This is a genomic window from Streptomyces albicerus (genome assembly GCF_008905045.1).
GTDB lineage: Bacteria > Actinomycetota > Actinomycetes > Streptomycetales > Streptomycetaceae > Streptomyces > Streptomyces albicerus.
Window position 1 is genome coordinate 82,045 of sequence record NZ_VWMY01000038.1, and the last position, 25,269, is coordinate 107,313.

At 70.6% G+C, this 25,269-nt stretch carries 19 protein-coding genes; 13 read left to right on the forward strand and 6 right to left on the reverse strand.

The genetic code is table 11. The features are described from left to right. The first annotated feature begins 32 nt into the window (after positions 1-32). Positions 33-2,156, forward strand: a complete 2,124-nt coding sequence (locus tag GAS53_RS31785) for a tetratricopeptide repeat protein (RefSeq protein ID WP_151481184.1) — start codon at positions 33-35, stop codon at positions 2,154-2,156. Here GAS53_RS31785 and GAS53_RS31790 read toward each other — a convergent pair. Then, on the reverse strand, positions 2,143-3,441 hold the full coding sequence (locus GAS53_RS31790; protein ID WP_151481185.1) for a UDP-N-acetyl glucosamine 2-epimerase: 1,299 nt from the start codon (positions 3,439-3,441) through the stop codon (positions 2,143-2,145). The two genes, GAS53_RS31785 and GAS53_RS31790, sit on opposite strands and share 14 nt — an antisense overlap. Positions 3,442-3,630: 189 nt before the next feature. On the opposite strand from GAS53_RS31790, the gene GAS53_RS58060 reads away from it, so the two are divergent. After that, positions 3,631-3,774 (forward strand): hypothetical protein, encoded by a 144-nt coding sequence (locus tag GAS53_RS58060; RefSeq protein ID WP_192583360.1) that lies wholly within the window; start codon positions 3,631-3,633, stop codon positions 3,772-3,774. 224 nt (positions 3,775-3,998) lie between these two features. Here GAS53_RS58060 and GAS53_RS31800 read toward each other — a convergent pair whose 3' ends face one another. Beyond that, the gene (locus GAS53_RS31800) at positions 3,999-5,219 is read right to left on the reverse strand and encodes a serine hydrolase domain-containing protein (protein WP_151481187.1); all 1,221 of its coding nucleotides are present in this window, start codon (positions 5,217-5,219) and stop codon (positions 3,999-4,001) included. Between the two features lie 434 nt (positions 5,220-5,653). On the opposite strand from GAS53_RS31800, the gene tgmA reads away from it, so the two are divergent. Further along, complete coding sequence (gene tgmA, locus GAS53_RS31805; protein WP_033325990.1) at positions 5,654-5,845, forward strand: putative ATP-grasp-modified RiPP; 192 nt, start codon at positions 5,654-5,656, stop codon at positions 5,843-5,845. 16 nt (positions 5,846-5,861) lie between these two features. Beyond that, positions 5,862-6,851, forward strand: coding sequence for an ATP-grasp ribosomal peptide maturase (tgmB, locus tag GAS53_RS31810; RefSeq protein WP_151481188.1), 990 nt, complete (start codon positions 5,862-5,864; stop codon positions 6,849-6,851). Between the two features lie 152 nt (positions 6,852-7,003). Here the strand turns inward: tgmB and GAS53_RS31815 are convergent, their stop codons facing one another. Continuing rightward, positions 7,004-8,869 carry a phosphatase PAP2 family protein gene (locus tag GAS53_RS31815; RefSeq protein WP_225859211.1) on the reverse strand — a complete coding sequence of 622 codons (1,866 nt, stop codon included), beginning with the start codon at positions 8,867-8,869 and terminating at the stop codon, positions 7,004-7,006. 232 nt (positions 8,870-9,101) lie between these two features. After that, on the reverse strand, positions 9,102-10,019 hold the full coding sequence (locus GAS53_RS31820) for an N-acetylglucosamine kinase (protein WP_151481190.1): 918 nt from the start codon (positions 10,017-10,019) through the stop codon (positions 9,102-9,104). Positions 10,020-10,324: 305 nt separating this feature from the next. Here GAS53_RS31820 and GAS53_RS31825 point away from each other — a divergent pair, with 305 nt between their 5' ends. The 5 genes from GAS53_RS31825 to GAS53_RS31845 all read left to right on the forward strand — a co-directional run bounded on the left by GAS53_RS31825 (position 10,325) and on the right by GAS53_RS31845 (position 16,949). Further along, positions 10,325-11,446, forward strand: a complete 1,122-nt coding sequence (locus tag GAS53_RS31825; RefSeq protein WP_151481191.1) for an ROK family protein — start codon at positions 10,325-10,327, stop codon at positions 11,444-11,446. 264 nt (positions 11,447-11,710) lie between these two features. Next, positions 11,711-13,042, forward strand: coding sequence for an ABC transporter substrate-binding protein (locus GAS53_RS31830; RefSeq protein WP_151481192.1), 1,332 nt, complete (start codon positions 11,711-11,713; stop codon positions 13,040-13,042). A gap of 172 nt (positions 13,043-13,214) precedes the next feature. Then, positions 13,215-14,192, forward strand: a complete 978-nt coding sequence (locus tag GAS53_RS31835) for a carbohydrate ABC transporter permease (RefSeq protein WP_151481193.1) — start codon at positions 13,215-13,217, stop codon at positions 14,190-14,192. A 26-nt stretch (positions 14,193-14,218) separates the two neighbouring features. Further along, complete coding sequence (locus GAS53_RS31840) at positions 14,219-15,106, forward strand: carbohydrate ABC transporter permease (RefSeq protein ID WP_151481194.1); 888 nt, start codon at positions 14,219-14,221, stop codon at positions 15,104-15,106. Positions 15,107-15,110: 4 nt separating this feature from the next. Continuing rightward, positions 15,111-16,949: a hypothetical protein gene (locus tag GAS53_RS31845; RefSeq protein WP_151481195.1), complete on the forward strand. Its 1,839-nt coding sequence runs from the start codon at positions 15,111-15,113 to the stop codon at positions 16,947-16,949. 60 nt (positions 16,950-17,009) lie between these two features. Here GAS53_RS31845 and GAS53_RS31850 read toward each other — a convergent pair whose 3' ends face one another. Both GAS53_RS31850 and GAS53_RS31855 read right to left on the reverse strand, forming a co-directional pair. Further along, positions 17,010-18,362 carry an MFS transporter gene (locus GAS53_RS31850; protein WP_151481196.1) on the reverse strand — a complete coding sequence of 451 codons (1,353 nt, stop codon included), beginning with the start codon at positions 18,360-18,362 and terminating at the stop codon, positions 17,010-17,012. 209 nt (positions 18,363-18,571) lie between these two features. Next, a complete protein-coding gene (locus GAS53_RS31855; protein ID WP_151481197.1) occupies positions 18,572-19,237 on the reverse strand; it encodes a TetR/AcrR family transcriptional regulator in 666 nt (221 codons plus the stop codon). 175 nt (positions 19,238-19,412) lie between these two features. Between GAS53_RS31855 and GAS53_RS31860 the strand changes: the two genes are divergently transcribed. The 4 genes from GAS53_RS31860 to GAS53_RS31875 all read left to right on the forward strand — a co-directional run bounded on the left by GAS53_RS31860 (position 19,413) and on the right by GAS53_RS31875 (position 25,118). Further along, positions 19,413-20,288: a shikimate dehydrogenase gene (locus tag GAS53_RS31860; RefSeq protein WP_151481216.1), complete on the forward strand. Its 876-nt coding sequence runs from the start codon at positions 19,413-19,415 to the stop codon at positions 20,286-20,288. A 172-nt stretch (positions 20,289-20,460) separates the two neighbouring features. Further along, the gene (locus GAS53_RS31865) at positions 20,461-22,257 is read left to right on the forward strand and encodes a bifunctional sugar phosphate isomerase/epimerase/4-hydroxyphenylpyruvate dioxygenase family protein (protein ID WP_151481198.1); all 1,797 of its coding nucleotides are present in this window, start codon (positions 20,461-20,463) and stop codon (positions 22,255-22,257) included. 405 nt (positions 22,258-22,662) lie between these two features. Beyond that, positions 22,663-24,144: an APC family permease gene (locus GAS53_RS31870; protein ID WP_151481199.1), complete on the forward strand. Its 1,482-nt coding sequence runs from the start codon at positions 22,663-22,665 to the stop codon at positions 24,142-24,144. Between the two features lie 11 nt (positions 24,145-24,155). Further along, positions 24,156-25,118, forward strand: coding sequence for a hypothetical protein (locus GAS53_RS31875; RefSeq protein ID WP_151481200.1), 963 nt, complete (start codon positions 24,156-24,158; stop codon positions 25,116-25,118). Positions 25,119-25,269 lie beyond the last annotated feature (151 nt).

Sequence of the window (25,269 nt, forward strand, 5' to 3'; positions counted from 1 at the left end):
ATCCCAAAGGGTGTCGGGGACGGGGAGTGCGGATGTTGGAGCCCATGTCGGTGGCCGCCGTGGCGGGCGTGCTCGGGGCCGTCGGCTCCGGGATGGCCAACGAGGCCGGGAAGTGGGCCTGGGAGTCGGCCGGCGGGCTGGTGCGGAGGATCGCCGGGCGGGAGGTGGCCGCGCCGGGGAACCCGGACGAGGTGGCGGCCGTGGCACGGGTCGTGTCCGAGGGAGTGCGCAGGGATCCCCAACTCGCGCGGGCCTGGGTCGAGTTCGCGGGCGGAGTGCGGGCCCCTGGCGTCGTCGTCGGCCGGCCTTGTCTGCCCCCTTCCATACGGTCCTTCACCGACCGGCGGGACGCGTTGAAGCGACTCGACGAGGAAGCGCGGCGCAAGGCCGACGGACGGCCCCGGCTCGCTCTGCTGTACGGCCCGGAGGGGATGGGCGTCACTACGCTCGCCAAGCACTGGGGAGTGCGGGCGGCCGAGCGCTTCCCGGACGGCCAGATCTATGTGGACCTGCGCGGCGGCGGCACCGGCACGCCCCTCGACGCGGCGCGGGTGCTCGGCGAGGTGTTACGGCAACTCGGCCTGCCGGACGAGGAGTTGCCGCCCGCCTTCACCGAGCGGCAAGAGCTCTTCCGGCGGTACGCGGCCGACCGGCGGCTGCTGGTCATCCTCGACCACGCGCGATCCGCCGCCCAGGTCGAACCCGTGATCGGCTCCGCACCCGAGGTCTTCACGATCGTCGGCGCCCGGCACCGCCCGACGGGTCTCGACGCCTTGCCGATCCCCGTCGGGCCGCTCACCGAACGGGACTCGGAGCGGCTGCTGGCGGCCCTCGTGGACAAGTCCGCGATCGCCGCCGCCCGCGCCACGATGCCGTCCCTGCTGGCCCGGTGCGCCGGTTCGCCGTATGCCATCAAGGCCGCCGCGCCCCGTCTCTTCGCGGCCACACAGGAGGCCTCGGCGGTGTCCCCCGAGACCGATCCCGTACGCGCCGCCGCCGAGGACTCCTACCGGATGCTGACGCCCGGCGTGGCGCGGCTCTACCGGCTGGCCGCGCTCTGCGATCTGCCCGCGCTCGACGCCGCGGGCGCCGCGCGGGCCGCCGGCACCCAACCGGCCGAGGCGGAAGGGTGGTTGGAGGAACTCGCCGACACCATGCTGCTGGAGCGCGTGGACGACGGGCGCTACCAGTACCGCGAGGGCGTACGCGCGCACGCCGAGGCGGTCGCCGCACGGGAGGACGGGATCGTCGCCTGCTCGGCGGCGATGAACCGGACCGTCGAGGGGTATCTGCTGCGGGCCGTGAGCGCGGCGAGGGCGGTGCTGCCGGAGAGCTGGCGGATCCCGGAACTTCCCGCCGGGGCGGTCGCGGTGCCGTACGCCGACCGCGGTGAGGCACTCGATGCGCTCGCGGCCGAGGCGGGCAACCTGGTGCGAGTGATGGGCCTCGCCGACGAGTTCGGCGACGGCGACACCGTCGTACGGCTGGGCCGGGCGCTGTGGCCGCTCCAGCTCAAGGCCGGTCACCATGACGTCCTGCTGCCCGCACTGCGCATCGCCGTACGGGTGGCCGACGAGCGGTTCCCCGGCACGCGCGAGGCCGGGGCCCTTCATGCCCAACTCGCCCACACTCTCACCGAGTTGCGCCTGTGGGACGAGGCCGAGCGCGAGGCGGTCGCCGCCGCACGGGACGAGCGCGCCGCCGGGCATCCGCGCGGCCACGCCTCCGCTGTGGAGTTCCTGGGGCTGCTGCGGCTACGGCAGTGGCGGTTCCAGGAAGCGTACGGCTGCTTCGAGGAGTCGTACGGGATCTACGCGGGCATCGGTCCCGAGGACGAGGGCGCCGGTGATCTGCCGCGTGCCCTCGCCTTGTTGGAGCGCCACCGGGGACGGGCGCTGCGCGGGCTGCAGCGGCGGGAGGAGGCAGGGGAGCGGCTGGAGCGGGCGCTGGCGTTCTTCAGGGAGAGCGGCGAGGCCTACAACACGGCGCGCACCCTCACCGACCTCGCCGAAACCCGCCTGGACGGCGAGGAGTTCACGGAGGCGCTGCCGCTGATCGACGAGGCGATCGCCGCGCTCGCGGAGGAGAAGGCGGAGTATCACCTCGCGTATCTGCGGGTGCTCCGGGAGCGGTGCGTCGGCGTCAGGCCGGAGTGACCCGTACGCGGTGAACGGCCGTGCCGGTACGGACGGTCAGGCCCTCGGCGATCAGCTCCTCCACCGCCTTGCCCGCCGCCAGCCAGGCGTGCAGGGCGGAGGCGTACGCGGCGGGATCGGCCGTCGACTCGGCTGTGAGACAGAGGAGTCGGCCCGCACGCGTGCGCACCGTGCAGGAGTCGGGACCGGTCACATAGGCGGCCAGGGCGCAGTGCGGGTGACGGACGAGGACCTCGGCCGTCCAGCGCGCCGGTGGGCCGAAGCGGGGGTCGGCGGCGGATCCCTCGCGGAACACCACGTCGGCCAGGGCGAGTTGAGCCGGGTCCCTGGTGTCCTCGTGTACGGCCAGATGCGTCTCGCCGTCGCCGGGCGGGCCGGAGCGCGGGTCGGCGTACCGCTCGACCGCGACCTCGCCCGCACCCGGCAGCCAGGTCATCACCCTCAACGGGGCCGTGCGGGACGGGGGTTCGTACGGAGGCAGGGGAAGGGGCTCGAGGAGAGCGGGCTCCTCCGGCTCGGGGAGACCCAGCTGCCGGTAGAAGTGGCGGCGCAGCAGGGCAGCCGACCGGCCGGGCTGCGACGTGGTGAACTCGGCCGGCCCTGCGAGGGGTTGGTGCTCGGTCAGGAGGGCGTCCAGCTGCGAACGCAGGGGAGTCGTGGGATCGAGGCGAGGCGCGTCCCGTACGAAATCCGAGATCGGCGCGTCGGGGTCGAGAGCCGAAAGCGGTGCGGCCCCCAGGAGCACGGGCGTACCGAGGGCCGCGGCGTAGTACGTGACCGAGCCGTGGTCGCCGATCACCACGTCCGCGGCGAGCAGCGCCTGGCGCCAGCCGTCGACGGGGTCGATCAGGGTGAGTCCGGCCCGGCGGGCGCGGTCCAGCCAGACGCGGATCTGGCCGGGGCGGTGGCCGTACCAGATGTTGGGGTGCAGGACGGCCGCGACGCGGTACTCGTCGGCAGGGAGTTCGGAGGTCAGCCGGGGGAGGAGCGCCGGCAGGACGTCGTCACCGCCGTCACCGAACAACGATTCGGTGTGCCAGGTGGAGTTGAGGAGGACGAGCCGCTGGCCGGGGTGCGTGCCGAGGGCCCGGCGAAAGCGCTCGCGCTGCTCGCGCGCCGCCAGGAGGCGGTCGAAGCACGGGTCTCCGGCGAGCACCGCCGTGTGCACCGCCTCAGGACAGGCCGCCCGCAACCGTTCCAACTGCTCCGGATGCGACAACACGAGCGCGTCCGCGACAGGCCTGCCGTCCTCGGCCAGCAGCCACTCCCGCGAAAGCCCGAACACGGGCGCGCTCCCGGCTCCCGGCTCCCGGCTCCCGGCTCCCGGCTCCCGGCTCCCGGCTCCCGGCTCCCGGCTCCCGGCTCCCGGCTCCCGGCTCCCGGCGTTGCCAGCCTTTTAGTGTAGCCGACACCGTGGGACAATACGGTCAAACTGCCTGAAAGGGCGGCGAGTTGGCCGCCGAAGCTCGCCGAGATGGCCAGCTTCACCGGCGTACGGACCGCCTGTTCCCACGGCACGACCGGCACGTCGACCTTCGCGAACAGCTCGGCGAGGCCCGCGCGGAACGCGGAGGAGCCCGGAGTCGTCGCGAGGAAGTGCACCCGGAAGTCGTCGTAGAACAGCGGCAGGATGTCCAGCAGCCGAGTCGCCGCGGTGACGTTGTGCACGACGAGCAGCACCGGAAGGCTGTCCCGCGTGATCCACCGAGCGGCGTCGTCCCCGACAGGCACCCGTATCCAGCCGTCCCGCCCCGCATCCATCCCGCGCCCTCCGAAGAACCGCCCCCTCGGGCACCATCCATGTGATCGGGCAACGATAGTCAATGAGTCGACACGCCCCGCTCAGCCGCCGAGCGCCTCCCGCACGAAACCCTTGAGTTCGTGGAAGGACAGCATCCCCGCAGGCCGCAGCTGCGCCATGAACTGCACGGTCAGATCGTTGCGCGGGTCGACCCAGAACGTCGAACCGGCCGCTCCGGTCCAGCCGTACGACCCCTCGCTCTCCGGTGACTCCGTGCGGTCCGCGTCCACCACGACCGAGACGCCGAGGCCGAAGCCGAGGCCCGCGTTGCCGGGCTGCCCGTGGATGGGCTTACTGCCGAAGGTGTGAAGGTCGCCCGGGATGTGGTTGGCGGTCATCGTGTCCACCGTCTCGGCGGACAGCAGGCGGACGCCGTCGAGTTCGCCGCGTCGGCGGAGGAACTCCATGAAGCGGTGGTAGTCGCGGGCGGTTGCCACCAGCCCGCCGGTGCAGGCCGGCAGTCGTGGGCGTTCGTGCACGGGCGGGCCCGGGATCGGCGCGATCCCGCCGTCCTGGTCCTCCTGGTACAGCACGGCCAGCCGGTCCGCCCGCTCCCCGGGGACCCAGAAGCCGGTGTCCGTCATCCCGAGCGGCCCGAAGACCCGCTCGGCGAGGAACGCGTCGATCGGCCGGCCCGTCACCACCTCGATGAGACGTCCGATGACGTTGGTGGCCACCGAGTAGTTCCACTCGGTCCCCGGCTCGAACTGCAGCGGCAGACCCGCGTACACCTCGCAGGCCTCGGCCAGGTCCGCGTCCTTCGGCGTCGTGATCTCGATCCCGGCGGCCCGGTAGAGGGCGTCCACCGGGTGGGTGCGGTAGGCGCCCATCGTCAGGCCCGCGGTATGGGTCAGGAGATGCCGGATCAGGATGGGGCCCTCGGCCGGGCGGGTCCTGACGTCGGCGCCGGTCCCGCTCACGTAGACCTGCGGGTCGGCGAAGGCCGGAAGATGGCGGGCGACGGGGTCGTCGAGGTCGAGCAGGCCCTGCTCGTGGAGCATCAGCGCGGCGACGGACGCCACCGGCTTGGTCATCGAGTAGAGCCGCCACACGGTGTCCGCCGTGACCGGGACCCCGGCCTCCCGGTCGCGGAGCCCGTACGACGTGAGATGCGCGACACGTCCGTGACGGGCCACGGAAACCAGGTACCCGGGGAGCTGACCGACCTCCACACGGCGGGCGAAGAACCGGTCGAGCCGGTCCAGGGCCACCGGATCCAGGCCGACCTCGACCGGATCCACTTCTTGCCGCAACTGATCCATGGCCTGCCTCCGATCGACGGTCGGACGAGGAGCGAAGGAGGTGTCCTCCGAATGAAATTTATGGCCACGGCAGCACATGTGCGACGACCCGTGGTCCGGCGCGCTCAGGCGCCGCCGGCCCCGGGGCACCTGACGGGCGCGCGAAGCGTTCGATGGACGAAGGTGTGCGCCAGTGCGCTGAACTGCGGCTCGACCCCGGATCCGTAATCCCGGGACGTACGTCATAGGAGGCGGAATGACTGCCCTATGCACGGAGGATCGGCCGAGGCGGACGCGATCACGGTCCGTACTGCTCCGATGACTACGCTGCGTGAAGCAACCATTCGCCTGTTCGATTCGTATATCTCCGTGGAAGCCCAGCAGACCCGCCAGGCGCCGTGATGCCGGAGCGTCACGATCCGCTTGACCGGGTTCGCACCGAGCAAGGAGAACCGATGCGACCGTTCGCGCTCAACTATGCCCGTCCGGCCCAGCAGTTGGAGGTCAGCGTTCCGTATGCCTATGACTCCAGACTGCAGTTGAACGTGCTCCCGGACGGGCGGCTTGCCGCTCATGACTACGCCGTGTTGCGGGAGTTGGGAGCCACCACGTCCACCGCCGGCTCGAAGACCCACTTCGACGACTGAAGCCGGACCCGCAACGATGACGGTTCTGATCCTGACGTGCGAACAGGATGTGACCGCGGACATGGTGGTGGCGGAACTCGACGGGAGTGGCGTCCCGGTCGTCCGGCTCGACCCCGCGGACCTGCCGGGCCCGGTGGCCCTGTCGGGCGAGTACGTGCACGGCGCCTTCCGCGGGCACCTGTCCGCCGGCGGCCGGCTGGTGAGCATGAGCGGGCTGCGGTCCGTCTGGGTCCGCAGGCCCGGTGTGCCCGCGTCCCGTGTCGCCGAGCCCTCCGACTGGCTGACCGAGGAGTCCGCACAGGCGCTCTACGGCATGCTGCGCTCCACCGGCGCGCGCTGGATGAACCACCCCGACGCGGCCCGCCGGGCCCGCCACAAGCCCTGGCAGCTCCACCTCGCCCAGCGCAGCAGACTTCCCGTACCCGCCACGCTGATCACCACGTTCCCGCAGGCGGCCCGTGACTTCGCGGACCGCTTCCCGGACCTGGTGGTCAAGCCCGTCTCGGGCGCGCACCCGCAGGAACCGCCCAGGGCGGTGCCCACCAGCCGGGTCGCGCCCGACGCGGACTTCGCTGCCGTCGCCTTCGGCCCGACCCTGCTCCAACGGCGGGTCGCCAAGCAGGCCGACATCAGGCTGACCTGTGTCGGCGACCGGATCCACGCCGCCCGCAAGGCGGTCGCCCCGGGCGCCGACCCCGACGAGGTGGACGTACGGTTCGCCACCTCCGACGCTCCCTGGCGCCCGGTCGAGGCACCGCCGCTTATCGCCGCCGGGGTGCACACCTACCTCCGGGAGGCCGGACTGGCTTACGGCGCCTTCGACTTCGCCGAGGACGCCGACGGGATGTGGTGGTTCCTCGAGTGCAACCAGTCCGGCCAGTTCGGATTCATACAGATCGAATCGGGCCAGCCCATCGCGCACACCGTCGCCGACTGGCTGGCCGCCCCCGGCCCGACCACCACACCGCCCAACGGCGGCAGGGCGTGGGCGATCGAGGGCCACTGACAAACGCCCCGCGCCCCTGACGGGGCGCGGGGCTGTGACACATGCGGCTCCGCCGTGTGGGCGCGCCCCGTCAGGGGCGCGGGGAACTGCGCGACCAGCCCCCACCGGCCCGCACCCGAACGATGCTTCCAGCGGAGCGCCACGCGAAGCGTCTACGTGAGGCGTACCGACAGCCCACGAGCCGTGAAGACCGGCTCGGCGCGGAAGCCGTCCACCGTGATGCTGCCGAACCGCCCCTGCAACGCCCGGGTCTCGATCACCGGAACCACGGTGCCCCGCCTCGGGCGGTAGGAACCGTCGAGCCGTATTGCGAGCGCGCTGCCCCGGTCGAGCCGCACACGACGGCTCACCGTCAGAGCCGGCACGCGGTCGCCGGCGAGCGTCACATCGAGGCTCGTGCCGGACGCCTGGGCGTACACCCCCCGCACCCGCAGCGGCGCAGCCACCCGCAGGACACCGCCTTCGACCCGTACGTCACCGCAGCCCAGCGCCTCCTCCGAACCGGTCGCGAGGACGCCCTCCTCCAGCGTGGTGCCGCCGCTGTAGTCGTTCCCGCCCGTGAGGGCCAACGTGCCGCTGCCGCTCTTGACGAGCGCGCCCCGGCCGCCGATGTCGTTGCGCCAGGTGTCGGCGGCGCCGAAGCCTCCGGCGGCGGCATCCAGCGTGACGTGCACGTCCCTGTCGAAGGCCCCGTAGCCGTCGGCGGCGGCGAAGAGGTTCAGCCGCCCCCACTGCTCGAAGCCGTCCAGCAGGACGTATCCGGCGGGCAGCGCGGTCGTGCGCAGCACCTCGCGACGCTGGGCCGCGGAGAGGTAGGGCAGACGCGTCTCCAGGAGCACCTCGGCACCCTTGGGCACGGTCATCCGGTTGTGCGCGTGCCGCTTGGGCAGGACGTACGTCAACCGGGGCTTGACTGCTGCCCAGTTGGCGTCCCGGTCCACGTACGGGTCGGTGTCCCGGCCCGCCGAGTGGGCGTAGGCGTACAGGGTGTCGGCGGTCGTGCCGGTCCGCTCCTGGAAGTAGGCGGAGGCCTGCGCGCGGGCGGTCGCCTTGAGGCCGGCGTTCTTCGGGTCGGCGAGCGCGGCCGCGGCGAGGGCCGTGGAGAGGACCCGGGCACCGACCACGTCGACGGTGGAGTGCATGCCCGCCACGATGCGGGTGTGGGAGAGCTCGGAGGCGCGGGCCACCAGCTCCTGGAACCGCTCCGGAATCGCGTACGCCATGGCCAGCGCCGCCAGATAGAAGGCGTTCGTGTGCCCGCTGGTGAAGCCTCCGTCGTCGGCCGGGTCGGTGCTCCGCTGCCGCAGCAGCTGCGGGACGACCACGACGTCGGACTCGTAGACGGGGAAGCCCAGTTCGTCGGTCCTGCCCGTGTCGACGACCTCGCTGTCCTCGTTCATGCGCCATGGGCGGGGGTACTGGTAGCTCAGCTTGGAGGGGTTGCTCGACGCGAACGGGCCGCGCACCGTGTCGACCAGTTCGGCGACCTTGCCGAGGTCCGAGTCGTGGGAGCCGGCGCCCAGTGCGGAGCCCGCAGGCGCGTCGGCCGGGAGCGTGTCGCTGATCCGGCCCGGCGGAATGCCGTCCGGCGCCGAGGTGATGCCGGTGACGGCCTTCGCCCCGCTCTTGTAGAGGTCGGCGAGCGGACCGAGGCCCGCGATCACCGCGTAGCTCTGGTGCTGGCGGTCCTGGATGAAGGCGGTCCGGGCCTCGGCCTCCGTGCGGCGTCGGGTGACGTGCGCGCAGTACCGCATGTTGGCGCGCAGGACCTCGGGCATGAGCGGGGTGCCGGAGTCCCAGGCCGCGCCCGTCTTCCAGATGCGCGCGAAGCCGTCGAGGATGTGCACGGCCGCGTTGGTCTCGGACGTGAGGTTGGCGACGACGTTGGTGGTGTACGAGTCCACGAAGGCGACGGACGCGTTCGTGGCGGCCGAGGCTGCCGTGGCCGCCGGCCAGGCCACGACCGCAGGGGCCGCGACCAGCCCGGCCGAGACGCCCACGGAACTCCGCAGGAACATACGCCGGTCGATACCGGCTCTGCCACGAGGGGGACGGGGATGCGCACCGGCCATGGGAGGTGCCTCTCCTTCTGGAGTTGTGAGAGTGATGACGGAGGAATGAGTTCGAAAATGGTGGAACTCGAACGGATCACGTGAGCTGAACCCGGACTTCTGAACGGGAGTTGAACTCGTGGGCTCATCCCGGAGTGGCGAACTCAACGGTCTTGGGAACAGATCGGCCGGGGCCGCCTCACAGCAGCGACCGGGCCAGCGCCACGGCCCCCTCCACCGGCGGCGCGCGCAGCGGCCGCGGCCGTGCCGACGGCAGCGCCTCCGCCAGCGCGGCGGTGAACGCCTCGTACAGCAGCGGCTGGACGAGCACAGTGCTGCCGGCCACCACGACGTCGTCCACCGGGACCCCGCGCGCGGCGAGCCGTACGACCAGCGACGCCAGCGCGCGGCCGCCCTCGGCGATCACCCGACGGGCGAGCGGCGAACCGTCCTCGGCCGCCGCGAACACACTGGGCGCGTGCCGCCCCCACTCGGCGGAGACATCGGTCGCGCTCTCCAACGCCGCGCCCAGGGACGGCACTTCGGGCACCCCGAAAGCGGTCGTCAGCCGGTCCGCGAGGGCGTCCGGCGGATCGCCGCGGTCGTGCGCCGCCCAGACGGCCCGCGCGGCCTCGCGTACGAGACCGGCCGAGCCGCCCTCGTCGCCGAGGACCGCGCCCCAGCCGCCGACCTGGACCGCGCCGCCGTCGGGCAGCCGTCCCACCGCGACCGAACCGGTGCCGGCCACGAGACCGACGCCCTTGTCCAGACCGGCCGCGGGTACGAGGAGTTCGGCGTCGCCCACGACGAGGCAGGGGACACCGAGGAGAGAGTGGAGTGCGGAGCGGATCTCCTCGCACTGGCGAGGCGTCTCGCACGCGTGCCCGCCGACGGCCACCGCGGCCGGGCGCGCGTCCCGTGGCATGGCGTCCTCGATCAGCGCGGCCAGCCACGCGGCGGCGGGCCCGGGATCGTGCGGCCTCCAGCCACTGCTCGTACGCACATGATCGGCGAGAGCACTCTGCCCGGAGCCGGAGTTCTCCCCGGCGTCCGCGCGGAGGTGCGTCTTTGTGCCGCCCACGTCGATGCCGACGGCGATGGGCGTGGAGTCCTGCACGGAGCCTCTTTCGTCGTTGCGCGGTACTGCGCGTGCGGAGCGAACGGCGGGCGAACCGTGGGTATGGACCAAGCGGTCTCGGGGAGGTGGGGGCGTGCCTCACTTCCCCGAGACCGCTTGGCAATCGTGGCTGAGGACAAGTGGTAGGGAAGCCCCGGGACGGGCTTCGGGGACTGCGGCAGGCGAGTACCGCAGGAGTTCGTTAGGAAGTTAACTAACGAAGTAGGGTGCGGTCAAGGGGTACGGAAACCCGATGCCGTACAACCCTTGCCACCAGACTGCTGCGGCACGACCTGAGGGAGAGCATGAACCTGAGCGAGAGTGCCCGCGCGGTGTTCGCCGTGCTGGCCGAGGCGGGTACCGCCACCCGCCCCCAGCTGGCGGCCGGTGCGGGCCTGTCCAAGCCGACCGTCTCCTCGGCCGTGGCCGAACTCGAGGCCGCCGAGCTCGCCGCCTGCTCCGGCACCGCCTCCGGCGCCACCGGTCGTTCCGCCGCCGTCTACGGTCTCGGTCCTGCCGCGGGCGCCGTGCTCGCCGTCGATCTCGGGCCCACCCACACCCAGGTGCGGGGCTGCGCCCTCGACAGCACCCTGCTCGCCCAGGGCACCGGCTCCCGGGAGGAGGCCGCCGACACCGTGCGCAAGGCCCTCGACGCGCTGCCGGCCGGCGCCCCGCTGCGCGCCATCGTCGTCGCCGTGGGTGACGTCATCGCACAGGACGAGGGAGGCGCCGGTATGCACCCCGCGACCGCCAAGGCGGGACCCGCCTTCGACGCCATGGCCGTCGCGCTGCCGCCGGGTGTGCCCGTTCACCTCGAGAACAACGTCAACTGCGCCGCGCTCGCCGAACTGCACGAGGGCGCCGCCCGCGGCCGCCAGACCTTCGGCTATCTGCGGATCGGTGTGGGCATCGGCCTCGGCATCGTCGTCGGCGGCCAGGTGCTGCGCGGGGCGAACGGCGCCGCGGGAGAGGTGGCCCGGCTGCCCTACCCGTGGGACGAAGGCCGCGAACCGCGCCAGGAGGCCCTGGAGGAGCACATAGGCTCGCGTTCCCTCCTGCGCCGTGCGGCCGAGGCCTGGCGGGACGCCGACGGTCCGTGTCCCCGCACCGCCGAGCGGCTCTTCGCCCTCGCCGAGGAGGGTCACGCCACCGCATGCGCCGTGGTCGGCCGCCATGCGGCCGACGTGGGCCGGCTCGCCGCCGCCGTGGCCGCCGTACTGGACCCGGGACTGATCGTGCTGGGCGGCGGCACCGGCGCGTACCCCCAGCTCCTGCCCGGTGTACGGGCCGAACTGGCCCGGCTGAGCTGGCCCACCGAGGTGGTCAGCAGCACGGTCGGCGACAGCGGCACCGTGGCGGGCGCGAGCCGTTTCGCGGTGGACCGTGGAATTCAAACCGTGACCGGTGGTATGCGGGTGAAGCATTGACGGGTCAGCCGTAGGTCTGCCAATGTCCGGACAAGCGCTTTCCATGGCCGGCGGGACCCGGCTCCGGGTGAGGCGTCCCGCCGTACGTGACGTACGGCAGCCGTGCGAGGGCGCGCTCGTGCGACAGCGGCCCGCAGGCCGGGGACCCCCACCTCTCAGTGCGACGCGGCCGGGCGAGGCCGCGCGCCGGAAGGCATACCCCAGGGAAAAGACCCGAGCCGCTCGACGGCCAGGGGATCCGTCACGCACATCCAGGAGGACCCGGTGGGTCACCAGATCTCGCGCAGAACCCTGCTCCGCACCACGAGCGGCATCGCCGTCGCCGGCACGCTCGGCAGCGCGCTCAGCGCCTGCAGCGGAGGAACCGGCGCCGGCAGCACCAGCAGCGACCTGACCATGATTTGGTGGGGCAGCGACGACCGGCACGCGGCCTACAAGAAGGCGCTCGCCGCCTTCGAGAAGAAGAACTCGAAGATCAAGATCCGGGAGACCTACTCCGGCTACGACGGGTACTTCGACAAGTTCAACACCAACATCGCCGGCGGCAGTGCCCCGGACCTGTTGCAGATGGACACCGCCCTGGTCGCGCAGTACGCACGCAAGGGAGTCCTCGCTCCGCTCGACTCCTACGTCGGCAAGAGCCTGGACCTCACCGGCTTCGCCAAGACGCTCCTCGCGGCAGGCACCGTCGACGGCAAGCTCTACGGCGTCCCGTCCGGCATCGGCGTCAACCAGCTCACCGTCAACCGCAGCGGCCTGGAGGACCTGGGCCTGAAGCTGCCCGAGCGCGAGTGGACCTGGGCCGACCTGAAGAAGATCGCCCAGGATGTCTACAAGAAGAGCGGCGGCAAGATCTACGGCGTCGACGACGGCGGCGGCTCCACCCTCCAGTGCTTCGAGATCTTCGCCCGGGAGAAGGGCCAGACCTTCTTCACCGACGACGGCAAGAAGCTCGGCTTCACCGCCGACACCCTCCAGGAGTGGTGGGAGTACTGGGCCGACATGCGCAAGGCCAACGCCTCCCCGCCGCCGGCGATCACCTCCGCCGCGCACAACGACCTCACCAAGAACGCGGTCGTCATCGGCAAGGCGCTGTTCACCTTCGACTCCGGCGTCTACGGCGCGGGCGGCTCCATCACCGACGCGCAGCTGGACTTCCTGCCCACCCCGCAGGGCGACTTCTCCGGCGCCCGCGAGGGCAACTTCGTCAACGGCGGTGTCCTGCTGAGCGCCACCAAGGCCAGCAAGAAGGTCGCCGACTCGGTGAAGATCATGTCGTTCTTCGCGCAGGACGAGACGGCGATCAAGGACATGCAGCTGCTGCGCGGCATCCCGCCGACGGAGAAGGCCCGCAACCTGATCGCCTCGGGCCTGACCGAGACGGACAAGCTGAACATGGAGAACGCGGACTACATCTCGCAGCGGGTCGGGAAGGCGACCAACGCGCTGGCAGCCCCCGCGCCGCCGCCGCAGGGGGCCGACCAGATCTGGGACCTGCTGTTCCAGTCGAACCTCGCGGTGGCCTTCGGCAAGAAGTCGATCAAGGGGCAGCTCGGCGAGTTCTTCGACCAGGCGTCGGGGATATTGGGCGGGTAGCTCCGCCGGTAGCTCCGCGGGTAGTGCGGCACTTCGGCTGCGGGCCGTTCGTGGCTGGTCGCGCAGTTCCCCGCGCCCCTGACGGGGCGTGGGTGCCGCGCCGGGCTTCGATGGATGCGCTCAGTCCTCGCCGCGCATCAGCACAACGGGAGAGGGTCAGGGAGAGATGAGTATGACCACCGCGCAGACCGACGAGGTCGTCAAGGAGCAGCCTGCTCCTGTGACCCCGTCCGACCAGCGGGAGCGCGACCGCATGCGCCGCCGCCTCGCCAGACGGCGGGGCGGGGGCTGGTGGCCGTACCTCTTCCTGGCGCCCTGGTTCGTCGGCCTGTTCGGGCTGACGATCTACCCGATGCTCGACTCGCTGTACCTGTCCTTCACCAACTTCGACCTGCTCACCCCCGCGAAGTGGGTCGGCCTGGACAACTACGACCGCATGTTCACCGACGACCCGGTCTTCTGGGACTCGGTGCACGCCACGCTGCTGTACGTCGTCGTGTCCGTGCCGCTGAAGCTGGCACTCGCTCTCGGTGTGGCGATGCTGCTCAACCGCGATCTGAGGGGTATCGGCCTCTACCGGGCCGCCTTCTACCTGCCGTCGCTGCTCGGCGGGGCGGTGGCCATCGCCATCGTCTGGCGGCAGGTGTTCGGAGGCGACGGCCTGTTCAACGACTTCCTCGCCTGGTTCGGCATCAAGGGCCAGGACTGGATCTCCAGCCCGGACACCGCGCTCTACACGCTGATCCTGCTGGCCATCTGGCAGTTCGGCACCCCGATGGTCATCTTCCTCGCCGGTCTGAAGCAGCTGCCGAAGGACGTGTACGAGGCCGCCGCGATCGACGGCGCCAGCCCCGTCACCCGGTTCTTCAGGATCACCCTGCCGCTGCTGACCCCGATCGTCTTCTTCAACGTGGTCCTGCAGATCATCGACGCGTTCAAGACGTTCACGCCCGCCTTCGTGATCAGCAACGGCTCCGGCGGGCCGCTCAACTCGACCATGCTGTACTCCCTCTACCTGTACAAGAAGGGCTTCACCGACCTTCAGATGGGATACGCCTCGGCCCTCGCCTGGGTGCTGTTCCTGGTCATCGCAGGCTTCACGGCGGTCAACTTCATCGCCAGCCGCTACTGGGTCCACTACGACGACTGACGTCTGAGCGAGGAGTCCTTCACCCCATGTCCGCCATCACCCCGACCCGAGGCCTGAAGTCGCCGTTGCGGAAGCTGCGTTCGGCCACCGGATCCCGTCGCATCTTCATCCACACCCTGCTCATCGGCGTGGCGATCGTCATGCTCTATCCGCTGCTGTGGATGCTGAGCAGCTCGTTCAAGCCCGACACCGAGATCTTCACCAGCCCCGGGCTCATCCCGAACGCACTGCGCCCGGAGAACTACTCCGAGGGCTGGAGCGGCTCCGGCAACTCCTTCTCCCTCTACATCACCAACTCGCTGATCGTCACGATCGGCGCCGTGATCGGCAACGTGATCTCCTGCTCGCTGGCCGCCTACGCCTTCGCGCGCTTCGAGTTCCGGGGCAAGAAGATCTGGTTCGGCCTGATGCTCGGCACGCTGATGCTGCCCACCCAGGCCGTCCTGATCCCGCAGTACACGATCTTCTACAACCTGACCTGGATCAACACGTACCTGCCGCTGATCGTGCCGAAGTTCCTCGCGGTGGACGCCTTCTTCATCTTCCTGATGGTCCAGTTCATCCGCTCCATCCCGCGCGAGCTGGACCACGCGGCCATGATGGACGGGGCGAACCCCTTCCAGATCTACTGGAAGATCATCCTGCCGCTGATGAAGCCGGCCCTGATCACCACCACGATCTTCACCTTCATCTGGACGTACGACGACTTCCTCCACCAGCTCGTCTACCTCCAGCAGAACGACAAGTTCACCGTCCCCCTCGGCCTGACCCTGTTCCTGGACCAGACCAGCGGCTCCTCCTACGGGGCGATGTTCGCCATGTCGACGCTTGCCCTCCTGCCCACGCTCATCTGCTTCCTCATCTTCCAGAAGAGGCTGGTGGAAGGCCTGTCCACCACCGGTATGAAGGGCTGAGTACGTGTATCTCCCGCGCCAGCGCGGCCAGTTGCACCACCTGCCGGACGATCCGGCCGCGTACGACGCCGTGCTCGCCGGTGTCACCGAGACGGCTTTGAGCCGTCTCACCCCGGAGGGCAGCCTGGAGAACCCGGCCGCCGGCGACGACATCGGCGACACCTCCCTCGGTATCACGTCGCTGCTGGGGCTCGCCTGGCAGCGAACGAAGGACCCGCGCCTGCCGGAGGCCGTGCTCCGCAGCCTCCGCTTCCATCTGCGCGAGCGCGTGTTCACGGAGGACAACCCCGGCTACCCGAACCTGACGGCACGCAACTCGGGCCTCCCGTACGCCCGTTACGTACTCGCGCCCGGTGCGCACCCCATCGGTGACTGGCCGAGCACGGTGTGGGCGCTGCTCCAACTGGTCAACGTCATCGAGACGACCGATGGGCTCCTCAACGACGAACTGCGCCACGAGGTCGTCGAGTTGGGGCACGGCTACTGGCGCTGGCTGACCGAGGCCACGGTCTTCAATCCGCAGGACGCCGCGAACCAGGCCATCGGATGCGTGGTCGGCGGCCTGATGCTCGCCCGCCATCTCCCTTACGCTCAAGGGGAGTTGGTCCGGCAGCGAGCCCTTCGGCTGTACGCGGACGAGATCCGGGCCCGGCGCGTGCGGGACCGGGGCGCCCCGCTGCCTCCCGAGCACGGCGGCGCGTACGACAACAACTACGGGCCGATCTCCCTCTCCTTCCTCGCCCAGGCCCACCGGGTCAGCGGTGAGGAGATCTTCGCGGAGGACGGCGACACGCTCGCCCGCTACATCGACGCGCGGCTCTGCGGGAGCGGCTTCGACATCGGTGGGCCGCGCTACAGCGAGCAGCACTCCGGCTTCGAATCCGTCCTCGGGCTGCGGTACTTCAGCCGCCGCATCGGCGCCGACCTCGGCCGCTACGCCGGGGACACAAGCTGGGGCCGGCACGCGGTCGGGGCCGACGGAGGCGTGGACGGGCACTTCGCGTTCATGCTCGTCTGGCAGATCCAGGACACCACGAGCTGGCACCGCACCCCGCGCACGGCACCCACCTGCCACCAGCTGCGTGCCGGCACGGTCACGGTGTCGTTCGACGACCGGATGACGCCGTCCGTGATCGAGGCGGGCGGCACGGCGCTCGTGGCCGCCGCGGTCAACCGGCAGCACGGCTTCGGGCCCGTCACGGACGGCTTCCTGCTGTGCCGGCCGATGGGAGCGGTGCGGGTGGCGGACCACCGCGTCGGCGGCCTTGCCGCCAAGCTGGTGAGCAAGCCCGTCGTCGGCCGGGACCATGTCCTGCGCCATGTCCAGTCGCTGTACGTCACGGACGGCACGCGGCTGTGGATGACCGTCGTTGTCGAACAGCTCGACGGGGAACGGTACTTGCTCGTCGGAATGCCGTATGTCGCCGCGGACGGCGACCGGTTCCGCCGGGTCGCAGACTTCCCGCTCGTCGCCTCCACCGGGGAACTGCGCCTGACGCACCCGCGGGAGGGCAGCCCGGACTCCTTCGACGCCCGGGACGAACTCACCCAGGAGCAGGCCGCGTTCGCGCTGGCCGCCGACCCGCGCGGGTACGGCGACCCCGACGCCGGCTGGCGGCACGTACGGACGACGACCGCCCTGGAAGTGGGGCCTTCCCCCGACGCACCGGAGGGGCTGGACGTCTTCGCCGTGCGCTATGGGGAAGCGGACGGGCAGGTGAACGTGGTCTGTGAGCGTTCGGAGGAGGGGCTCGTCCTGCGGACGGAGTCCTTCACGGCGATGCTCGGCGGACCCGACGCGCACGGCGAACCGCAGCTCACTCTGCGGGACGCCGGGCGCTGAAGGGCTCGGCGCCGGCCGCGGGTGCGGTCGGCGCCGAGCTGCATGAGTGCGGGGGGCGGCTCAGGCCGACACCTTCTCCCGTCCGGATGACTTCTGCAGGTCCGGCTCGCCGAGCCGTTCCGTCGGCACCTTGTGCGTCTCGCGTGCCGTGAGTGCGGCGATCACCGGCGGGACGCACAGCGCGGCGGTGAACAGGGCCACGTTCGCCCAGTCGTCGCCGTCCGGGCCGGCGATCTGCGCGGCGAAGGTCACCGCGAACCCGGCGACCGCGAAACCGATCTGCGTACCGATGGCCATGCCCGACAGCCGGACCCGGGTGGAGAACATCTCGCCGTAGAAGGACGGCCAGACACCGTTCGCGGCGCTGTAGACGACACCGAAGGTGACGATGCCGAGGATCAGGACCAGCGGGTACGAGCCCGTGGAGATGGCCCACAGGTAGGCGAACATCATCACCGCGCTGCCCGCGGCGCCGAGGAGGAAGACCGGACGGCGGCCGATGCGGTCGGACAGGGTGGCCCACAGCGGGATCGCGCCGAGGGCGACGAGGTTGGCGAGTGCGCCCACCCACAGCATGGACGTACGGTCCATGCCCACCGAGTCGCTGGTCGCGTACGCCAGCGCCCACACCGTGAAGATCGTGCTGACCGAGGCGACGAGGGCGGCCGCGACCACCCGTAGGACGTCCGCCCAGTGGTCGCGCAGCAGCACGGCGAGCGGCATCTTCGCGACGCCCTCGGTGGCGGCCTGCTGGGTGAAGGTCGGCGTCTCCTGGAGGGTGCGGCGGATGACGTAGCCGGCGACGGCGACCGCGAAGCTCATCCAGAACGGGACGCGCCAGCCCCAGGAGAGCAGCTGGTCCTCGGGGAGCGCGGCGATCGGGATGAACACCAGTGTGGCGAGGAGCTGGCCGCCCTGCGTGCCGCTGAGGGTGAAGCTGGTGAAGAAGCCGCGCCGGTTCGGTGGCGCGTGTTCCAAGGACATCGAGTTGGCGCTGGCCTGCTCGCCCGCGGCGGAGATGCCCTGCAGGATCCGGCACAGGACCAGGAGCACGGGGGCCAGCGTGCCGACCTGGTCACGGGTCGGCAGACAGCCGATGAGGAAGGTCGAAAGGCCCATCAGGATCAGCGTGAAGACCATGATCTTCTTGCGGCCGACCCGGTCGCCGAAGTGGCCGAGGAAGAGCGCGCCGATCGGGCGGGCCGCGTACGCGACGCCGAACGTGGCCAGCGAGAGCAGGGTCGCGGTGGCCGGGTCCGACTCGTCGAAGAAGACCTCGGGGAAGATCAGCGCGGCCGCGCTGCCGTAGATGAAGAAGTCGTAGTACTCCAGGGCGCTGCCGATCCAGGCGGCCGTCGCGGCTTTCTTCGGCTGACCGGGCGGGACGTCGTGGGGTGCTGCGGGGACAGACACGGCGTGCTCCTTCGGGGGAACTCCAACGTAAGTGGAGTGAGCGGAGGGGAGAAGTGCCGGATCCCTGGGGTGACGGGGCGGCCGCGCCGGGGGCTACCCGGCTAATTAACCCACTGGATAGTTAGTAGCGGTTGGCTACGGATGTTGCGCTCACGTTTCCCGGGTGTCAAGAGGTCACGCCGAAGGATCTTTTCCGGCCACGGAAGGACTCAGTCCTCGGAGCGGTCCGCCGTCAGATAGGCGATGACCATGTCGCCCAGCATGTTCCGGTAGTGCTCGCGCCGGCCGGGGTCGACCAGGTCGCGGCCGAACAGGGCGCCGAAGGTGTGCCGGTTGGAGACCCGGAAGAAGCAGTACGAGCTGATCATGGCGTGCAGGTCGACGGCGTCGACGTCTGCCGTGAACAGGCCGGACTTCTGCCCCGTCTCCAGGATGCGGCTGATCACGTCCAGGGCGGGCGAGCCGATCTTGCCGAGCTTCTCGGAGGCGGCGATGTGCTCGGCCCCGTGGATGTTCTCGATGCTGACCAGGCGGATGAAGTCGGGGTGCGCCTCGTGGTGGTCGAAGGTCAGCTCGACCAGCCGCCGGATGGCCGCGACCGGGTCCAGGTGCTCGACGTCGAGCTCCTGCTCGGCCTGCCGGATCACGGTGTACGCCCGCTCCAGGACCGCCGTGAACAGCTGTTCCTTGCCGCCGAAGTAGTAGTAGATCATCCGCTTCGTGGTCCGGGTGCGGGCGGCGATCTCGTCGACCCGGGCCCCGTCGTAGCCGGCCCGCGCGAACTCCTGCGTCGCGACGTCGAGGATCTCGGCCTTGGTGCGGGCGGCGTCACGGATGCGCCCGTTCGGTCGTGCCGGTTCTTCGACGCTGGTCATCGGGTTCCTTCGGGCGAGGGGCCAGTGCCCGAGATTCTAGAAGCAGGCTCCCGTATGCGGTTCCGGGTTCCCGGCTCGTTCCCGGCCGGCCCTTCCCGGGGGAGCTGGATGCTGATATAGCTAACGTACTAGTTCGTACATTAGTAAGCCGCTCTGGAGGTCCGCCGTGGTCGCCGTGGTCAAGGACTCGTATCTCGTCGGACTGATCGGCGCGGGCATCGGCCCGTCGCTCAGTCCGGCACTGCACGAGCGGGAGGCGGACCGGCAGGGCCTGCGCTATGTGTACCGGCTCATCGACATCGACGCGCTCGGCGTCGGTCCCGAGGCGGTGGGGGACCTGGTGCGCGCCGCTCGCGACCTGGGTTTCGACGGACTGAACATCACGCATCCCTGCAAGCAGCTCGTCATCGAGCACCTGGACGCGCTCGCCCCGCAGGCCGAGGCGCTCGGTGCGGTGAACACCGTCGTCTTCGACGGTGGGCGCGCGGTGGGCCACAACACGGATGTCACGGGGTTCGCGGCGTCCTTCGCCCGTGGGCTGCCGGATGCTCCATTGGAGCGGGTGGTGCAGTTGGGGGCCGGTGGTGCGGGGGCGGCCGTCGCGCACGCCATGCTCACGCTGGGTGCGGGGCATGTCACCGTCGTCGATGCCCTGCCCGAGCGGGCGGCGTCGCTCGCCGCTGGGCTGAACCGGCACTTCGGCGACGGGCGCGCGGCCGCCGCGACGCCGGATCGACTGGCCGGTCTGCTCGGTGGCGCGGACGGCATCGTGCATGCCACGCCCACCGGAATGGTCGCCCATCCCGGGATGCCGCTTCCCGCCGCGTTGTTGCACCCCGGGCTGTGGGTGGCCGAAGTCGTGTATCGGCCGCTGGAGACCGAGTTGTTGCGTACCGCACGGGCGATGGGCTGTGCGGTGCTGGACGGTGGGGGTATGGCCGTTTTTCAGGCCGCGGATGCGTTCCGGCTCTTCACGGGGCGTGAGCCGGACAGTGTGCGGATGCTTGCAGATATTTCCGAGTTGGCCGGTGTTGCCGGTGCCCGGAGCTGAGGGCGCCTTATGGGTGGGCTGGCTCGGGTTGTGGGGCGGGCGCGGGTGGTGGGGGGTTGATCGCGCAGTTCCCCGCGCCCCTTAAGGGGCGCCCCCCGTCAGCCCGAGCGCGGCTGACGAGGGCCGCCCCCGATTTGTCCCTAGCCGTGAAGTGAGACCGAGGAGAATCAACGTGCGTACGTCCATTGCCACCGTTTCCCTCAGTGGGGCCCTCACCGAGAAGCTCACCGCTGCGGCGCGGGCCGGGTTCGACGGTGTGGAGATCTTTGAGAACGATCTGCTCGCCAGCCCCCTCTCTCCGGAGGAGATCCGTGCCCGTTGTGCCGATCTCGGGCTGAGTATCGATCTCTATCAGCCGATGCGTGACATCGAGGCCGTGCCGTCGGACGAGTTCGGGCGCAATCTGCGGCGGGCCGAGCACAAGTTCCGGCTGATGCGGCGGCTCGGCGTCGACACCGTGCTGGTGTGCTCCAGCGTGTCGCCGCTCGCCGTCGACGACGACGCGCTCGCCGCCTTTCATCTGCGCCGACTTGCCGAACTGGCCCAGGACTTCGGTATCCGTGTCGCGTACGAGGCGCTGGCGTGGGGACGCCATGTGAGTACGTACGACCATGCCTGGCGCATTGTCGAGGCTGCCGACCATCCGGCGCTCGGCACCTGTCTGGACAGTTTCCACATCCTCGCCCGGGGCTCCGACCCCAAGGGCATCGAGGACATCCCCGGTGAGAAGATCTTCTTCCTGCAACTGGCCGACGCTCCGCTGATGGCGATGGACGTGCTGCAGTGGAGCCGTCACTACCGCTGCTTCCCCGGGCAGGGCGGCTTCGACGTCGCCGGGCTCGTCGGGCATGTGATGCGTGCCGGATACCGAGGACCGCTCTCGCTCGAGGTGTTCAACGACGTGTTCCGGCAGGCCGAGGCCGGGCCGACCGCCGTTGACGCCCTGCGTTCGCTCCTCGTGCTCCAGGAGAGCGTCGGCCTCACCGAGCCGCCCGCGCCCGTCGTGCCGACCGGCATCGCCTTCGCCGAACTGGTCACTCCCGACGTCGAACCGGTCTCGGAGGTCCTTGAAGCGCTCGGTTTCGCCCGTACCGCCCGGCACCGCAGCAAGCCGGTCGACCTGTGGCAGCAGGGCGAGGCCCGGGTGCTGCTCAACACGGGTCCGGCCGCCCGCCGCGACGGCACCGGGCTCGCTGCCGTCGGCCTGGAATCCCCGGACCCGGCGGGCGCGGCCCGGCGCGCCGAGTCCCTCCTCGCGCCCGTACTGCCACGTCGCCGCGCCCCCGAGGACGCCCCGCTGGACGCGGTCGCGGCACCCGACGGCACGGGGCTGTTCTTCTGCGCGACGGACCGCCCCGAACTCCCCAGCTGGACAAGCGACTTCGAGCCCGTCGCACACAAGTCACCCACCAGCGACGGCATTTACCGCATCGACCATCTGGCACTCACCCAGCCCTGGCACCAGTTCGACGAGGCGGCCCTCTTCCACCGCAGCGTCCTGGGGCTCGGCGCCCAGGAGAGTGTGGACGTCGCGGATCCGTACGGGCTGCTGCGGAGCCGTGCCGTGACCAACGCCGACGGCAGCGTACGCATCGCCCTCGGCGTCGGCCCCGCCCCGACCGCCGACCAGGGCGGCCGTGCGCAGCACATCGCGCTCGCCACCGACGACCTCGTGACGGCGGCGCGCCGTTTCCGGGACGCGGGCGGCTGTCTGCTGCCGATATCCGCGAACTACTACGACGACCTCGCGGCCAAGTACGAGTTCACCGACGACGAGTTGGAGACGTACCGCGAGCTCGGCATCCTCTACGACCGCGACGCGGACGGCGCCTTCCGCCACTGCTACACGGAGACGATCGGCCGCGTCTTCTTCGAACTGGTCCAGCGCGACGCCGGCTACCGCGGCTATGGCGCGCAGAACGCTCCGGTGCGGCTGGCCGCCCAGCACATACGGCGTCCGGTGCACTGAAACCGGGCGCGAGCCAACGCCTGTTGAGCTCTTACTGGATTCTCAACTTCCCCAAGACGTGGCCGGGCCGCACTCCGCGAGTCCGGCCAGCGGTATGCCCTCACGCCCAACTGGCCGTTATCAAACGGTAGTTGATCCTCCGGCCGTCCGTGTTCCGGCCCGGTTGTGGCCCTCACCTGGGCTGCTGCGCTCTATCACCGTTCCTCGGCGCGTTGCAAACAGGCGGACATTACCTACGAGTTGACCCTGAGCACTCAAACACCACCGCTATCATCATCCGACTACGGAGCGATCGTGCACCGATCACCAAGCGTGCACGGCATCGGCCGCACCCCCACTTACGCCTGTCGCGGTCGCGCATGCCTGCCTGCCCGCGCCTCGTGCAGGACGGAAAGCAGCGCATCCATGAGCAACAGCAGGGGCAGAGGGCTTCAGGCCAATGTCCTCGGTACGTTCGACACGGTTGTGATGGCGGTCGCGGGCAGTGCCCCGGCGTACTCGCTCGCCGCGACCACCGCGGTCCTCGTCGGCGCCGTGGGCCTGGCCAGCCCCGCGGCGCTCCTGTACTGCGCGATACCCATGCTGGGCATCGCGCTGGCATTCAGCTATCTCAGCCGGATCGACACCAACGCGGGCGCCAGCTACTCCTGGGTCGGCCGCACGCTCCACCCGTTCCTCGGCTTCATCAGCGGCTGGGCGCTGGTGATCTCCGCGACGATCTTCATGGTCGCCGGTTCGCTGCCCGCCGGTTCGATGACGCTCTCCCTCTTCGACGAGGGGCTCGCGGACAACACGGCGCTGGCCACCGTGGTCGGCGCGGCCTGGTTCCTGGTCATGCTGTTCGTCGTGCTCGGCGGCGCGCGGCTCACCGTCCGCGCCCAGCTCATCATGTCCGGTGTCGAGCTCGTCATCCTGGCCGTCTTCGCCGTCGGCGCCCTCCTGCACACCGACAACGCGCGGCCCTTCGACTGGTCCTGGCTCGGCTTCAGTCACTTCGACGGGGTGAGCGGCTTCGCGTCCGGCGCGCTCATCGCCGCCTTCTACTACTGGGGCTGGGACGTCACCTCCAACCTCAGCGAGGAGACCAAGGACAGTCGCCGCACCACGGGCCTCGCGGGCCTGATCGGCGTGGGCATCGTCTTCCTCCTCTTCGAGCTCTTCACCATCGCGGTGAACGTCATCCTCTCCTCGCAGCAGATCCAGGAGAACGACTCCAACGTACTGGCGGTCCTCGGCGAGGAGATCTGGCCGGGCTGGGGCGGCAAACTGCTGATCGTCGCCGTGATGCTGTCCACCATCGCCACCCTGGAGACCACGCTCATCCAGGTCACGCGCTCGCTGTTCGCGATGGGACGCGACCGGACGATGCCCAGCGCCCTGGGCAAGGTGCACCCCAGGTGGAACACCCCGTGGGTCGCGATCACCGTGGTCGGTGCGGTCGCGCTGGGCATGTTCGTGGCCTCCAACGCCCTCGGCTCGGTCGGCGACATCCTCTCGGACGCCATCGCCGCGATCGGCCTGCAGATCGCCGTCTACTACGGACTCGCGGGTCTCGCCGTGGTCGTCGCCTACCGCAAGATGCTCATGAAGTCGCTGTCCAACTTCGTCTTCGGCGGGCTGTGGCCGTTCCTCGGCGCCCTGTTCATGTTCTGGATCTTCGTCGAGTCGCTGGGCGACCTCAGCAGCGCGTCGATCGCGATCGGCATCGGCGGCCTGGCCGTCGGCCTGATCCCCATGCTCTGGTACTGGCGCCAGGGCAGCGACTACTACCGGCCGGCGAAGCTCGACGCCAGCCGCGTCGTCGAGACCGACTACATACCCGACGGCTACGCCGCCGCGGCGGCCGAGCGGTCCAGCGTCCACGAGGGTCTCCCCACCGACTTCTGAGAGGGACCCCGATGGCGCGAGACCGTTTCACCCCCGACTTCGACCCCGACTGCGGGGACGCGGCCCTCACCTCCGCCAAGCAGGACATCGTCATCGGCCGCTGGCAGGGCCTGCGACAGCTGCTGCGGGACACCGGTCCGGCGTGGCAGCCGCGGGGCCACCGGATGCGGCTGCTCGCGCAGGCCTGCGCGAGCACCTCGACGGCCGAGTCCTGGCTGGCCGCCGAGCCCCGCAGCGCCGACGCGCTGGTGCTGTGGGCCGCGACCGAGACGGCGCGGGCCTTCAACCTGGCCATCGCCGCGGGCCGGGGCGTCCCCATCGACCAGAAACGTGTCGACAACGCGGTGATGGCCTGCCTCCAGGCGGCCGGGGCGTATCCCGACGACCCCACGCCGTGGATCTCCCTCATCGCCGTCGCGCGGCTCTATCCGGCCGGGGTGCGCCGCCAGGAACTGGGCCGCTGGTGGGACGAGTTGCACGGGCGTGACCCGTACAGCGTGGAGGGTCACCTCCAGGTGCTGCACTACTACGCGGCGCGCTGGCACGGCACGCACGGCCTGATGTACGACTTCGCACGGGACACGGCCGGCGTGGCACCGCCCGGCTCCGCGCTGCCCGTCCTGGTGCAGTTCGCCCGTGTGGAGGAGTACCGCTACATCCTCGACGGGGCGAAGGGGCAGCACGGCGCCATGGCCGGGATCAGCCAGCACTGGAACCACGACGGAGCCGTCAACGACGTACACCGCACCTGGCATCGCTGGATCATGGAACGCCCCGACGCACCCGTCGAGCCCGGCGAGGTGCACCACCTCAACTACCTGACCCATGCCGCCTGTTACGCCGGGTTGCCGGACATCACCGCCCCGCTGTTCCGGCTGCTGGGCCGACATGCCACCCGGACGCCCTGGTCCTACACGGGCGATCCCGAGAAGCAGATCGTCAGGTGGCGCAACAACCCGAAGCACCGCGCGTGAGTTCCTGCAGGTCTGGGCGAAGCCTGCCGGGGAGTGTCCGCCGCGGCGGTTGACGGTCCGTGGCCGCTGAAAATCAGCCTCTCCGGCGTTTGAGGAGCGGGGGTTCGGGGGCTGGCCCCCGACGGGGTCTGGGGCGGAGCCCCAGGGGATG

Bases quoted from the DNA above. Each gene is read 5' to 3' on its own strand.
- GAS53_RS31785 (WP_151481184.1), top strand. From the start codon at position 33: ATGTTGGAGCCCATGTCGGTGGCCGCCGTGGCGGGCGTGCTCGGGGCC.
- GAS53_RS58060 (WP_192583360.1), top strand. From the start codon at position 3,631: ATGGCCAGCTTCACCGGCGTACGGACCGCCTGTTCCCACGGCACGACC.
- GAS53_RS31800 (WP_151481187.1), bottom strand. From the start codon at position 5,219: ATGGATCAGTTGCGGCAAGAAGTGGATCCGGTCGAGGTCGGCCTGGAT.
- tgmA (WP_033325990.1), top strand. From the start codon at position 5,654: ATGCGACCGTTCGCGCTCAACTATGCCCGTCCGGCCCAGCAGTTGGAG.
- tgmB (WP_151481188.1), top strand. From the start codon at position 5,862: ATGACGGTTCTGATCCTGACGTGCGAACAGGATGTGACCGCGGACATG.
- GAS53_RS31815 (WP_225859211.1), bottom strand. From the start codon at position 8,869: ATGTTCCTGCGGAGTTCCGTGGGCGTCTCGGCCGGGCTGGTCGCGGCC.
- GAS53_RS31825 (WP_151481191.1), top strand. From the start codon at position 10,325: ATGAACCTGAGCGAGAGTGCCCGCGCGGTGTTCGCCGTGCTGGCCGAG.
- GAS53_RS31835 (WP_151481193.1), top strand. From the start codon at position 13,215: ATGACCACCGCGCAGACCGACGAGGTCGTCAAGGAGCAGCCTGCTCCT.
- GAS53_RS31840 (WP_151481194.1), top strand. From the start codon at position 14,219: ATGTCCGCCATCACCCCGACCCGAGGCCTGAAGTCGCCGTTGCGGAAG.
- GAS53_RS31855 (WP_151481197.1), bottom strand. From the start codon at position 19,237: ATGACCAGCGTCGAAGAACCGGCACGACCGAACGGGCGCATCCGTGAC.
- GAS53_RS31870 (WP_151481199.1), top strand. From the start codon at position 22,663: ATGAGCAACAGCAGGGGCAGAGGGCTTCAGGCCAATGTCCTCGGTACG.
- GAS53_RS31875 (WP_151481200.1), top strand. From the start codon at position 24,156: ATGGCGCGAGACCGTTTCACCCCCGACTTCGACCCCGACTGCGGGGAC.